General features: G+C 65.8%; 14 protein-coding genes and 1 pseudogene. 13 read left to right on the top strand and 2 right to left on the bottom strand.

Translation table 11 applies throughout. The annotated features are described in order from the left end of the window. Positions 1-54 precede the first annotated feature (54 nt). Together ACRXBZ_RS27370 and ACRXBZ_RS27365 are read left to right on the top strand one after the other, a co-directional pair. Complete coding sequence (locus ACRXBZ_RS27370; protein WP_433881524.1) at positions 55-513, top strand: phage terminase small subunit P27 family; 459 nt, start codon at positions 55-57, stop codon at positions 511-513. Next, positions 473-2,170 carry a terminase large subunit gene (locus ACRXBZ_RS27365; RefSeq protein ID WP_433881523.1) on the top strand — a complete coding sequence of 566 codons (1,698 nt, stop codon included), beginning with the start codon at positions 473-475 and terminating at the stop codon, positions 2,168-2,170. Before ACRXBZ_RS27370 ends, ACRXBZ_RS27365 begins: the two co-directional genes overlap by 41 nt. 229 nt (positions 2,171-2,399) lie before the next feature. Here ACRXBZ_RS27365 and ACRXBZ_RS27360 read toward each other — a convergent pair whose 3' ends face one another. Continuing rightward, positions 2,400-3,482 (bottom strand): HNH endonuclease signature motif containing protein, encoded by a 1,083-nt coding sequence (locus tag ACRXBZ_RS27360; RefSeq protein ID WP_433881522.1) that lies wholly within the window; start codon positions 3,480-3,482, stop codon positions 2,400-2,402. A 126-nt stretch (positions 3,483-3,608) separates the two neighbouring features. Here ACRXBZ_RS27360 and ACRXBZ_RS27355 point away from each other — a divergent pair, with 126 nt between their 5' ends. The 7 genes and pseudogenes from ACRXBZ_RS27355 to ACRXBZ_RS27330 all read left to right on the top strand — a co-directional run bounded on the left by ACRXBZ_RS27355 (position 3,609) and on the right by ACRXBZ_RS27330 (position 9,753). Beyond that, entirely contained in the window at positions 3,609-5,177 is a 1,569-nt protein-coding gene (locus ACRXBZ_RS27355; RefSeq protein WP_433881521.1) for a phage portal protein, read from the top strand. Next, positions 5,066-5,914 (top strand): annotated as a pseudogene (locus ACRXBZ_RS42180) (hypothetical protein); the annotation flags it as partial. The gene ACRXBZ_RS27355 and the pseudogene ACRXBZ_RS42180, both read left to right, overlap by 112 nt. A gap of 12 nt (positions 5,915-5,926) precedes the next feature. Then, entirely contained in the window at positions 5,927-6,526 is a 600-nt protein-coding gene (locus ACRXBZ_RS27350; protein WP_433881520.1) for a hypothetical protein, read from the top strand. Between the two features lie 18 nt (positions 6,527-6,544). Continuing rightward, the gene (locus ACRXBZ_RS27345; protein ID WP_433881519.1) at positions 6,545-7,573 is read left to right on the top strand and encodes an SU10 major capsid protein; all 1,029 of its coding nucleotides are present in this window, start codon (positions 6,545-6,547) and stop codon (positions 7,571-7,573) included. A 4-nt stretch (positions 7,574-7,577) separates the two neighbouring features. Beyond that, entirely contained in the window at positions 7,578-7,946 is a 369-nt protein-coding gene (locus tag ACRXBZ_RS27340; protein WP_433881518.1) for a Gp19/Gp15/Gp42 family protein, read from the top strand. Between the two features lie 166 nt (positions 7,947-8,112). Then, positions 8,113-9,537, top strand: a complete 1,425-nt coding sequence (locus tag ACRXBZ_RS27335; RefSeq protein ID WP_433881517.1) for an FAD-binding protein — start codon at positions 8,113-8,115, stop codon at positions 9,535-9,537. A gap of 63 nt (positions 9,538-9,600) precedes the next feature. Beyond that, entirely contained in the window at positions 9,601-9,753 is a 153-nt protein-coding gene (locus ACRXBZ_RS27330) for a hypothetical protein (protein WP_433881516.1), read from the top strand. A gap of 15 nt (positions 9,754-9,768) precedes the next feature. Here the strand turns inward: ACRXBZ_RS27330 and ACRXBZ_RS27325 are convergent, their stop codons facing one another. Continuing rightward, positions 9,769-10,419 carry a hypothetical protein gene (locus ACRXBZ_RS27325; RefSeq protein ID WP_433881515.1) on the bottom strand — a complete coding sequence of 217 codons (651 nt, stop codon included), beginning with the start codon at positions 10,417-10,419 and terminating at the stop codon, positions 9,769-9,771. A gap of 80 nt (positions 10,420-10,499) precedes the next feature. Between ACRXBZ_RS27325 and ACRXBZ_RS27320 the strand changes: the two genes are divergently transcribed. From ACRXBZ_RS27320 to ACRXBZ_RS27305, 4 genes are all read left to right on the top strand, one after another. Further along, entirely contained in the window at positions 10,500-10,853 is a 354-nt protein-coding gene (locus ACRXBZ_RS27320) for a hypothetical protein (protein ID WP_433881514.1), read from the top strand. After that, on the top strand, positions 10,831-11,127 hold the full coding sequence (locus tag ACRXBZ_RS27315) for a hypothetical protein (RefSeq protein ID WP_433881513.1): 297 nt from the start codon (positions 10,831-10,833) through the stop codon (positions 11,125-11,127). The genes ACRXBZ_RS27320 and ACRXBZ_RS27315 overlap by 23 nt, the downstream gene beginning before the upstream one ends. After that, positions 11,124-11,537 (top strand): hypothetical protein, encoded by a 414-nt coding sequence (locus ACRXBZ_RS27310; protein WP_433881512.1) that lies wholly within the window; start codon positions 11,124-11,126, stop codon positions 11,535-11,537. Before ACRXBZ_RS27315 ends, ACRXBZ_RS27310 begins: the two co-directional genes overlap by 4 nt. Before the next feature lie 63 nt (positions 11,538-11,600). Further along, positions 11,601-12,239 carry a phage tail tube protein gene (locus ACRXBZ_RS27305; RefSeq protein ID WP_433881511.1) on the top strand — a complete coding sequence of 213 codons (639 nt, stop codon included), beginning with the start codon at positions 11,601-11,603 and terminating at the stop codon, positions 12,237-12,239. The last annotated feature ends 10 nt before the right edge of the window (positions 12,240-12,249 follow it).

Below are 12,249 nucleotides of genomic sequence, written 5' to 3'. Positions count from 1 at the left end.
TCTAGTCCCCGGCATGCGATTGCGGGCTGGAATGTTCAGGCGAGGTGATCGGCTGTGGGTAAGCGTGGTCCTGCGCCGAAGCCGACGCAGCTGCGGATCTTGCACGGGGACCGCAAGGATCGGATCAACAACGATGAGCCGGTGCCGCCGGAGCAGGAGGTGGCGTGTCCGGAGTGGTTGTCGGATGAGGCGAAGAAGATCTGGGAACGCCTCGCGCCGGGGCTGATTGCGCGGAATGTGCTGACGCCGTGGGACGCCGACGCCTTCACGGTGTTGTGCGAGTCGCTGGCCAGGTACAAGGCCGCCACCGCCCTGGTGAACGGCTCCGCGCTGCTGGTGCAGGGCTCGACCGGCTTGGTGCGCAATCCTGCGTTGCAGGTGCAGAGCGAGGCCGAGCGGGCGTTTCTGACCTACGCAGCGCGGTTCGGGTTGACTCCGTCGGATCGGCAGGCGTTGAAGACCGAGGTGGCCGATGCCAAACCGGGCCCCGGCGCGGAACGGCTCCTGTCCTGACGAACCGACCAAGGTCGCGGTCTGCGGGTGGACCTTCGACGACAACACCTGCACCGAGGTCGGTGACCACTTCTGCGTTCCGCGCGCTGATCATGCGGTGGCGTTCTGCGAAGAGCTTTGCGTGCATACCAAGGATCGGTGGGCGCGCACCGCATTCGTTCTTTCGGACTGGCAGCGCGACGACATCGTGCGCCCGCTGTTCGGCGAGGTCGCCTACAGCGAGGAATGGGGCGCCTACGTCCGCCGCTTCCGCATCGGGTGGATCGAACTGGCGCGCAAGAACGGCAAGTCCGAGCTGCTGGCGTTCATCGCGCTCTACCTGCTGGTCGCCGATGGTGTGGAGGGCGCGGAGATCTACGGCTGCGCCCTGGACCGGCCGCAGGCCTCGAAGGTCTTCGACGTCGCCGCGCGGATGGTCAAGCTTTCCCCGGTGCTGTCCAGACGCCTGGTCGTGAAGGACCACATCAAGCGCATCGTGGACGAGAAAACCGCGTCGTTCTACGAAGTGGTCGCCGCCGACGCCAAGGGCAACCTTGGCCACAACCCCTCTGGCGTGATCTTCGATGAGGTGCTGACCCAGCCCAACGGGGAGCTGTGGTCGGCGATGCGCACCGGCATGGGTACCCGGATGCAGCCGCTCATGGTCGCCGCGACTACCGCGGGCAACGACCCCACGTCGTTCGCGAAGTCCGAGCATGACGAATGCTCCCGGATCGCCGGAGAGCCCGAGCGCGCCACGCACCGGTTCGTCTACCTGCGGAACACCCCGCCGGATGCGGATCCGTGGGATGAGAGCAACTGGTTCTTCGCCAATCCCGCGCTCGGTGATTTCCTGTCGATCAGCTCGCTGCGGGAGGAGGCCCGCGAAGCGCGCAATGATCCGGCTCGGGAGAACGCCTTCCGGCAATACCGTTTGAATCAGTGGGTTTCGCAGGCCACCCGGTGGATGCCGATGCACCTCTACACCGCCTGCACCGGCGCTTCTTTTGAGTCACCCGAGACGCTGCGGCGGCGGCTGGCCGGCCGCCCGGCGTTTGCCGGGCTGGATCTTGCGGCGAAGATGGACCTCACGGCGTGGTGCCTGATCGTCCCGAACGGCCTAGACGGTGCGGTGTCGGCGTTGTGGCGGTTCTGGCTGCCGGAAGCCGCCGTCGCCTTTCTCGATCAACACACCGACCGGCGCGTCTCCCGCTGGGCCGAGCAGGGTTGGATCACGGTCACGCCGGGCGAGGTCATCGACTACGAGACCATCTATGCCGACATCGTCGCCGACTGTGCGGCGTTCACCGTCGTTGATATCTCCTACGACGAATGGTCCGGTGAACCCGTCCGGCAGCAGTTGGAAAAGCGCACGCGGGTGCGGATGTTTCCCGTCGCCCAGACGTTCAAGGGCATGACGCTCGGGATGACCGAGCTGATGACCCTGACCAAATCTCGCAGCTGGTCGCATCACGCAAACCCGGTCGCCGAATGGTGCTTCAACAACGTCGAAGTCCGCAGCCCACCCGGCGACCCCGACCAGCTGCGCCCCGACAAACCCGAACGCGGCAAGACCGCCACCCGCATCGACGCCGTGCCCACCGCCGCCATGGCCATCACCGGCTGGCGCTTGCGCGGACAGAAGATCAAACCATCCCGCATGGTCGTCATGGGGTAAGGAGCCCCCGCGACGGCCTTACCGTACCCCGGACTGCTGCCGAGGAAGAAGCAGCGGCTCGGTCCGTGCTGACCGAGCCGGTGTTCGCGTTCGTTGCAGGAGCAGCGGGGGCGGACGAAACCGCCAAGCATGCCAACCAGCGAGCTTGGGACAGCATGTTCGTCGAACATAGTAGGTCGATTGATGAAGCACAGTCGTTGCCGGTGCATGTGTCCAAATGCGGTTGGCCTCAGGCGGGCTGGGTTGATGTAAACCACAGTACGAAGAGGACGATCGACACGCCAACGCCGATTCCCAGACCCCATTTGAAGTAAAGCCACCGCTGTTGGTCATCGATCTGCAGCACCGGTGGAGCCTTTGCCATATCTGCGGCAAGCCGTTCCATCCGGTCGACGGTCTTTTCCAAGCCAGAAAACGAAGAAGATCCATTCGACATCTTCCGAAAGGAATTCCCTAGACTTGCTACTCTTTCGAGAGCTTCTCCGGGAATCGCTGATTCGACGCGCTTGGCGGCTTCTTTAAGGCTCATTGCGTTGTCCGCGAGGTTAGTTAAGGGGCGGGATGCCTGCTCTAACATCGTGGCATTGTCCGCCAGACCAGCCAGCGGTCGAGTGGCGTCTTCGAGTATCGAGGCGGTATCCGCCAAACCAGCCAGCGGTCGGGCAGCGTGCTCAAGCATCGTGGCGTTGTCCGCCAAACCCTCCACGGGCCGGGCCGCGTGCTCCAACATGTGTGCCCAGTCAGGGAGGTTCTGAATTATTCGGGCCGAGTGTTCGAGTGAAGCTACAGCGTCGAGATCGAGGTACGGCCGATCGAAGGTCTCCGCAAGCATTGACCGCAGCATGTCCGCAGCTTCCCTGCTATTCGCATCAAGTTTCGCGATCGCACTCTCCAGGTTGGTCCTCGTTTGATCGATCGCACCAGACATCAACTCTTGCAGACGTTCCTCGGTGAGTCCCCGCAGTCCTTCGAGCTCGGCAGCCTGGTCGCCCTCACGATTCGCTTTCCATTGCCGCAGAATTTCTACCGGGTACTCATCTCTGGTTGACAGGCCGTCGACGAGCTTGTGATGCGCGGTGCACAGCAGGATCAGGTTTTCGAAGTTGTTCCGGTCGCCCTCAGGAATACTTTCCGCGAAACGTGCTCCGCCCTTTTCGCGGGCGCAGATATGCGCGATTTCAACATGAACTATGTCCTTGCCGTCAATCCGCCGTAAGACTGGTTCTTGACAGGTTGGCGCGTAGCAGTATCCCCTGCTCAGTAGGAACAGGGCCTTCTCGGTTCCGGAAGAGTACGACCGCCGATTGCTCACCTTGTCACCCTCACATCGTCGTCCTTGAATTGAGGACAGTCCACACAGCATGCCTACGGCAATGTAGCCAAGGTTCATCGATTTTCTGGACAAGTCGACTGCAATTGCTCTAGGCGGGTGATGGTCGTGCCCGAACCACTCCGAGAGCACTGGCTCAATCGGCTTGCTCGCGCACACGACAGCGAGCTGGACAAGCTTCAGAGCCTGGACGCCTATTACGAAGGCCGCCAGCGGTTGTCCTACATGCACCCCGAACTGCTGCCCCGTCTTGGTGAACGGGTGCGGCAGCTGGTGGTGAACTGGCCCCGCCTCGTCGTCGACTCGCTGGAGGAGCGTCTGGACATCGTTGGCTTCCGGCTCGGTGGGCAATCCCGGCGTGATGAGGAGTTGTGGCGGATCTGGCAGTACAACGACCTGGACGCCGGGTATCAGCAGGCGCACACCGATGCGATGGTGATGCGCCGTTCATACGTCCTGGTCGGCAGCAACGAAGACGACCCTGACACCCCGCTGGTCACCGTCGAGTCGCCGCTGCAGATGCACGTCGAGCTCGATCCGCGGACCCGGCGGGTGCGGGCGGCGTTGAAACGCTGGTCGGACACCAACCCAGCCGGGGACCGGGAATGGTTCGCCACGCTGTATCTGCCCCAGGAGACGGTGTCCTTCACCCGCGACGCCGCCGCTGGCTGGCGAGTGAGCGAGGTGGATGAGCATGGGTTGGGAGCGGTGCCGGTGGTGCCGGTAGTCAACCGGCCGCGCACCATGCGCCCGCTGGGTGAGTCCGAGCTGACCGATGTCATTCCGTTGTCGGATGCAGCGTGCAAGATCGCCACGGACATGATGGTCTCGGCGGAGTTCCACGCCATGCCCCGCCGGTACGCGCTCGGCTTCGATCAAGAGGACTTCACCGACGCAGACGGCCGCCCACTGACCCCGTGGGAAGCGGTGGCCGGGCTGATCTGGGCCACACCGAAGTCCCCACGTGACGACGGAGTGGCGGTCGGGCAGTTCCCCGAGGCCAATCTGGCGAACTTCCACGACACTCTCAACTCACTGGCCCGGCTCGTCGCCTCGATCTCTGGTTTGCCGCCGCATTTCCTGGGCTATTCCACGGAAAACCCTGCCTCGGCCGAAGCCATTAGGTCGTCTGAGGCGCGGTTGGTCAAGCGTGCCGAGCGGCGGCAACGCGGGTTCGAATCCGCGTGGGAACAGGTCCTTCGCCTGGTCTACCTCGTGCGAGATGATGAGATCCCGGAGCAGGCGCGGCGGATCGAGACGATGTGGACTGACGCCGCCACCCCGACGATCGCCGCGCAGGCGGATGCCACGGTGAAGCTGTTCCAGGCCGACCAGTTGTTGCCTCGCCGGGCCGCGCGCCGCGCGTTGGGTTACACCGATGGGCAGATCCGGGACATGGAGGCCGAGGACCGCGAAGCTCTCACCCGCGTGATCTCCGACCCCGCCGCCCAGTACGGCCCCAAACCCGGCACCGACGACGAGGGTGGTGGGGCGTGGTCGATCTCGCCACCCGCTACTACCGGGAACAACAGGCCCTTGTCCGGCGGGCCGCCGATGCCGCGCAACACACCTGGCGGCAACTCGACCCGGCAAACCTCGCCGACTCCTGGGACGCAGGCCTCGGGCAGCGGGCCGCCGCCACGCTCACCCAGGCGCAGACCGATGCGGCTGCGCTAGCCCAGCCCTATGTCACGGCCGCCACGGCCGAAGCCGGAACGCCACCGGCCCCGGTCGGCGAGCTGGTGGCGTCGGCGTTCGCCGGGCTGGCGGCCGACGGCCGGCCACTGCTGAGCCTGCTGCGTCTGGCGGTGCTGTGGACGCTGCGGCAACTACGCCTCGGAGCCCCACCGTCGCAGGCACAGGCGGCCGGGCTTGATCGGCTACTGCTGTACGTGACCACGGAAGTGGCCGACGCGGGACGGGTCGCCGGGCAGGTCGCGATGGCCGCCGAACCCGGCATCGCCGGGTACGAACGCATCGTGGTCCTGCCCGCTTGCGGGCGGTGCCTGATCCTTGCCGGGCGGTTGTATCGGTACTCCGCCGGGTTTCTGCGGCATCCGCGCTGTGACTGCCAGATGCGGCCGGTCACCCACGCCCAATGGACCGGGCGCGACCTCGGCAACAACCCGCGTGCGTTGCTCGAGGCCATGAGCCCCGCGCAGCAGGACAAGGCGCTGGGTAAGGCCGGGGCCGCCGCCGTGCGCGCCGGGGCGGACCTCGGCCAGGTCGTCAACGCCCGCCGAGGCATGTACGCCGCAGGTGGTCACCAGTTCACCCGCGAAGGCACCACCCGCCGAGGCCTCGCCGGAAGCCGTAGCTCCGGGCCTCGGCCGATGCCGAGTGAGCTGCTGCGCTCTGCCCGCGACCACGACGAACTCACCACCTCTCTCCGCCGCTTCGGCTACCTCATCTGACAAGGAGACCCGTTGTCCGAAACCGATCTCGACACCCCCGACTACATCGAGCCGCAGACCACCGAACCCGACGACACAGCCGCCGAGGCGCAGCCAGACTACAAAGCCCTCTACGAAAAGACCGAGGCACAACTCCGGCGGTGGGAGGCACGGGCGAAGGAGAACCGCGACAAAGCCCGCAAGCTCGACGAACTGGAAGAGGCCGGTCGCTCGGAGACCGAGAAGCTGCAACGGCAAGCCCAGGAACTCGCCGCCTCCCGAGACGCGGCGATCCGACGAGCAGTGGAAGCCGAGATCCGTGCCGCCGCCTCGGGGTGGGCGCACCCGGCCGATGCGCCCCGGTTCCTCGACGACACCGCCCGCTACCTCACCGACAACGGCGACATCGACACCACCGCCATCCGCACCGACCTCGACACGGTGTTGGCCGAACGCCCCTACCTCGCCCGAGACGAGCGGCGCAGGCCCGCGCCGGATGCCGGGCAGGGAGCCCGGCCCGACGGCTCACCCGGTGTGGACTCCCGGATCGCCGAAGCGCAGCAGTCGGGCAATTGGCGTGAATCCCTCGCGCTGAAAACCCAGCAAGCCATCGACCTCAACCGCCCCGCCTGATCCTGGAGGTAGCGCATCGTGCCCGGCATCATCGGGATGGCCAACACCTACAACACACCCAATTTCGTGGGTGAGCTGTTCGCGGTCACGCCCACCGACACTCCGTTCCTGTCCGCCATCGACGGCCTCACCGGAGGTGAAGACACCACGTCGACGACCTTCCAGTGGCAGGCCTACGACCTTCGCTCGCCGGATGCCCACCGGCAGCGCCTGGAGGGCGCCGCCCCGCCGGATCCGGAACACCGGGTGCGGTGGAACGTCCGCAATATTGTGGAAATCCACCAGGAAGCCATCGACGTCTCCTACACCAAGCAAGCCGCCATCGGCCAATACGCCAGCACTGGATCCCCCAACCGCGACGCCGCAGGACTGGCCGGCGCCAACCCCGTGACCAACGAGGTGCAGTTCCAGATTCAGCGCCAGCTGGAGCAGATCGCCCGCGACATCGAGGTCAGCTTCCTCACCGGACGCCTGCACGAACCGGTGGACAACACCGAACCACGGCGTACCCGCGGACTCCTCGACGCCATCGAAACCAACACCATCCGGCACCCCGAGGCGACGCCGCTGAGCGAAACCATGGTGCTGGATCTGTGTCAGAGCGTGTGGGAGAACGGCGGCATCCAGGTCAGCGACACCGCGACCCTGCTGGTCAACGCCTGGCAGAAGCGCCAGCTCACCGAGCTGTTCATCACCCGCAAGCACTACCGCGAGCTCTCCCGCACCGTCGGCGGCGTGGCGGTGCAGACCATCGAAACCGACTTCGGGCAGCTGGGCATCATGCTTGACCGGCACATGCCCCGCGACACTCTCGCCCTGGTGTCTCTGGAGCAATGCACCCCGGTGTTTCTGCGTATCCCCGACCGTGGCTTCCTGTTCGTCGAACCCCTGGCCAAAACCGGATCCCGCGACGACTACCAGCTCTACGGCGAAATCGGCCTGAAATGGGGCAACGAACGCGCCCACGGCACGATCACCGGACTCACCGCCGGGCCCGCCGCGCCCAAGGCAGAGGCGGCCAAGCCCACGCGGGTGGCGCGGGGGTAACCCGATGCCCGCATGGCCGCCACTGGCCACCGTGGACGACGTCCAGGCCCGCGCAACCCGTGTTCTCGATGAGGCCGAGCGGGCGCGGGCGGCCGTGCTCATCCACGACGCCACCGCCATGGCCCACGCCCGTGTTCCCGCGCTCGGCCATCCGCCACCCGCCACGGCGGTCGGCGTGATCGCCACCGCTGTGCTGCGCGCGCTGGAAACTCCCGCTGACGGCCTCACCACCGAGACCGCCGGGTCGTGGTCGCGCACCGCTGCCCACGACGGCGGCGGGCTCTATTTGACCGACGACGAAATCGACCTCCTGCGGCCTGCCGAACCACGCTCCGCCGCGTTCGGCATCTGGACCGCCCCCACCCCTGGTTGACGAGGCGTTTTCTGTCCGACAACCACGGACTCTTGTTTCGTGGGACCACTTTCCGTTTTTTCGCCGCTGGGCTTCCGGCGGCTTGTTGTGATGTGAGGAATCCAGGTTGGACCAGAAACCCTTGAGCCGTCGACACCTTCTCGGTGCCGCTGCAGGTGCGGCGACCGTGGTGGGCTTCAGCTCCGCCCTCGGCTGGATTACCGCTGGCATGGCCGGAGCGAATCCGTCATGGGAGGCGATCCCCGAGCTGGACGGGGTTCTCACTGTGGAGCCCGCTGCACTGGATCGGGCCTCGCGGGACTGGGGCAACATCGTGCGCCGTCGCCCGTCTGCGGTGCTGTGGCCGGGATCGGCGCGCGATGTCGCCGCCATGATCCGGTACTGCCGCGCACGACACATCAAGGTCGCCGCGCACGGATCGGGGCATTGGATGTTCGGCCAGTCCCTCGTGGCGGACGGGCTACTGATCGACATGCGGTCGCTGAACACGATCCATTCCCTGCACACCGGTCGCGGTGGCGCCGATGTTGATGCCGGGGTGATCTGGCGCGACTTGGTCAAGGCCGCCGATGCGAAGGGCCTGCGGGCCACGTCCGGTCTGACCGGGCATCTGGGGCCCACGATCGGCGGCACGCTGCAAACCGGCGGCATCTCGCCGAATTACCGGCACGGCGCGCAGGTCGACCACGTCCGGTGGCTGGAGGTGGTCACCGGGGCAGGCGAGATCGTCACCTGCTCGGCGACGCACAACGCCGAGCTGTTCGACGCGGTGCTCGCCGGGCTGGGCCAGTGCGGAATCGTCACCCGCGTCAAGCTGGACCTCATGCCGCGCCCGCGCCGGGTGCGGTCGTGGATCATTCCGTACCTGGACCACCCAAGCTTCTTCGCCGACCTTCGGACGTTGGCCCGCCGTGGCGAGGTCGACGAGGTCTTCGGCATGTGGCAGCCGGGAAGTACCGGACTGGTGCCGACGCTGAACATCGCCGTGTACTCCGAGCCGGAGTCACCGCCGGATTCCGGGCACCTGCTGCGTGGCCTGCATGGTGTGCTGCCGGTGCCGTTGAACTGGTCCTACCTGGCGCATGCCCTGTTTTTCGACGGCGTCATGCGTGTCACGGAGGCTCTGGGGTGGGAACACACCACGAAACCGTGGTTCGACGCTTTCCTGCCAGACTCCACAGTGGAACCCTTCGTCACCAACGCGGTGAAGGCTTTGAGCGTGCGCGACTGGTCGCCGACCGGGTACGTGCTGTTGTTCGTGCACCACCGCGACACCATGCGGCGCCCGAACCTGCGGTTGCCCTCCCATACCGACGGCGATCTGGTGTACCTCTTCGACCTGTTGAACGACTCCACCCTGGCCGTGGCCGACCGGGACTTTGCCGCAGACATGCTCGCCCGCAACAAGCGGCTGTACGAGCAGGCCCGTTCCGTCGGAGGCACCCTCTACCCGATCGGTGCCACACCCATGACGCGGGCGGACTGGGCCCGGCACTACGGGGACCGGTGGCCCATCGCGCAACGACGCAAAGCCCAGTTCGACCCCGACACCATTCTCGGCCCCGGACCAGGAATTTTCGACGCAACGTAAGCAGACCACCCACGCTTCGGCCACTACACGGGCAGACCGCAGTAGGCATGAGGGGGCGACTAGATGCAGCTGCCGCACACCATCACCCTCATCACGCCCGCCGAGGTCGCCGACGCCTACGGCAACCCGGTGCCCCAGCTGGACTACCGGCGAGGGAAGCACGAAGCAGTGCTTTACGGCGGCGAGCAATGGCACAGGAACTCAAACTTCGTATAACGCGCAAAGCAACCGCTATTTCCAGATCACAAGGTCGGTCTGAACTCGGTCAATTGCACCAGTTTGCCTATCGACACTAACGACAGTGAAGAAGATCAACCGGCCCGTACCGGTGCGATAGCAGATTTGCGTTCCCGCTGCAGTAGAAGCACCAGCTTGAGCTTGAGTATCAATCAGATCCGAGCACTGTTTCTTCGTCGGCGGAGTCGGACCCGTCCACAGGCTACCCCCACCACTACCACCCAAGTGGATCTCACTTGAGCTTGCGTATAGATAATTCTTCGTATCCCCGTTGTTTTTTGGCGGGATCGATTCGAAGTCAGGATAGATCGTGAAGGCGAACCGTCCGTTCCAGCGAACCTCAGAATCAGACAATACTTGCTGTGTAGATCCAGCAACTGAAGTTTCGGGAGTCACGCCTAGGGGCGCCTCAGCCGTAACGGTCACGGTCTTTTCTGCGAAAGTCGGCAGCGGGTTTTTGTCCTTCTGGGCCGCCAAGTAGGTTGCCGTGCCCGTGACGATCGACGCGATCACGCCTCCGAGTGCAGTGATCACAATCCCGAGGCCGTTCGTCTTCCAAAAGTTCCGCGGGTTGGTGACGTTGGTCGTTTCCGTCTTCGTGACGGTGTCTTGTCGGCCGTTCGGCCTACTGGACTGCTGCGTCATGGCGAAGCGATTCCCCAGTCGTCGACTTCTCTTTCAGACACGATAGCGAGCACCAAAAAGTAGCGAGGGGAGGGCTATCCATGCAGCTCCCGCACACGATCACCTTGATCATTCCTGCGGAGGTCGCCGATGCCTACAGCAACCCGGTGTCCCAGCTGGACTACCGGAGGGGCAGCCGTCGGGCCGTGCTGGCGTTGATGCAGCCGATGCCAAGCCATGACGCCGCCGAGCCGGGACGTAAGGCGGTGGTGTCGCGGTGGCGGCTGTTCACCTTCGCCGACATCCCGCCACAGGCGCGGGTGGAGTGGCGGGGCCGGGTCTTCGACATCGAGGGCGAACCTCAGGTATGGGAACCACGCCGAGGACGTCGGCATGTCGAGGCCTTCCTACGAGTCGTCGAGGGGAGGAATCATGGCGCGAGTTCGGCTGTATAGCCCTGGTGTGGTCGAGGTCCTGCGAAGCCAGCCGGTGGCGGCGGTCGTTCGCGCGGCGGCCGAGGAGATCGGTGCTGCCGCACGAGCAAAGGAGCACACGGTCACCAGCGGTGAGCCACTGCCGATCGACGTGTTCGACGATCCGGGCACGGACCGGGCCGGGGTGACGGTCGCCATCCGGCATCCGGCTGGTGTCGGGATGGAAGCCCATCACGGGTTGCTGAAGAACGCCGCGCACGCCGCCGGATACGAGCCGGAAGGGCTGAAAACGTGACAGTCCTCGTCCCGCCGGACGCAGCCGAGCTGGTGGTGCGGCTCCTCCGGGACGTGCTGCCGTCGTTGGATGAGCGGCTGGTGGTGGGCCTGCGGATCTCCACCGAATTAGGCCACGGCCCAGGTCCACCGTCGCTGCCGTGGGTTCTGGTGCGGGAGGACGGCTCCACGTGGTCGTGGCCCGCGCCGCTGCGGTCGACGATCCGGATATCGGCATGGCACGAGACGCAGCATTCCGCGAAACGGGTGTGTTCTCTGGCGCTCGCCGCTCTCGTCGCGCAGCGGGATGCCGGTGGTGTGATCGCGGCCGAGCCGATCGCCGGTGCCGAAGTCGGCCCCGACCCCTACACCGGCGGGCCGGTGGCGACGGCGTCGGCGGCGGTGTTCACCCGCCCGCGCCCCGAACTCTGATTCCTTTCCCGTGCCCCGTTGCCGTGTTGTGGCGGGGCTTTCGCAATTTCTGGAGAACCTCAGATGGCGTTGAACTCTGGTCTGGTCCGGGTGCCTGGGGTGGGTGAGGTGTCGATCGCGCCGCCGGGCACGCCGGAGCCTCCGGATGCCACCAGCCCGCTGCCACGCCCGTGGGTGGGTCTCGGCCTGTCCGACGAGGACGGGGTGACGATCGAGCGGGAGGTGGACAAAGAACCCACGAAGCACTGGCAGCAGTTGGCCCCCGCCCGCTACATCCTGCAATCCCACGAACTTCGGGTCACCAGCAACTTTCAGGAAACCAAGGCCGCGGTGCTCTCGACGTACTTCGGCGGCATGACCTTCCGCCCACACGCCAACGGGCAGTGGCGAGGAGAGATCTCCGCGATCCCCTCCGGCGATGTCCGAGCGCTGTGCGTGGACTGGAGCGACCGAATCTCGGCGATCGAGGTCTACCACCACCGCCTCTACATCGCCCGCACCGACGTCAGCGAGAACGAAGAGGCCCAACTCTCCCGGACCCAGGAGGCGAAGTGGGGCATCACCTTCGCCGCGCTGGCCGACCAGAACGGCTCCAACACGCTGGTCGCCTGGCTCACCGATGACCCCGCCTTCTCCCCCGAATACGGCGAAACCCCCGACGCGATGCCTCCGGGCATGGCGCCGGCCGTCGCCCGCCCCTAAAACCCGCTCG

It is taken from the genome of Saccharopolyspora hattusasensis (genome assembly GCF_050972075.1).
GTDB classification, from domain to species: Bacteria; Actinomycetota; Actinomycetes; order Mycobacteriales; family Pseudonocardiaceae; genus Saccharopolyspora; species Saccharopolyspora hattusasensis.
This window is presented reverse-complemented; position numbering and strand designations above follow the sequence as displayed.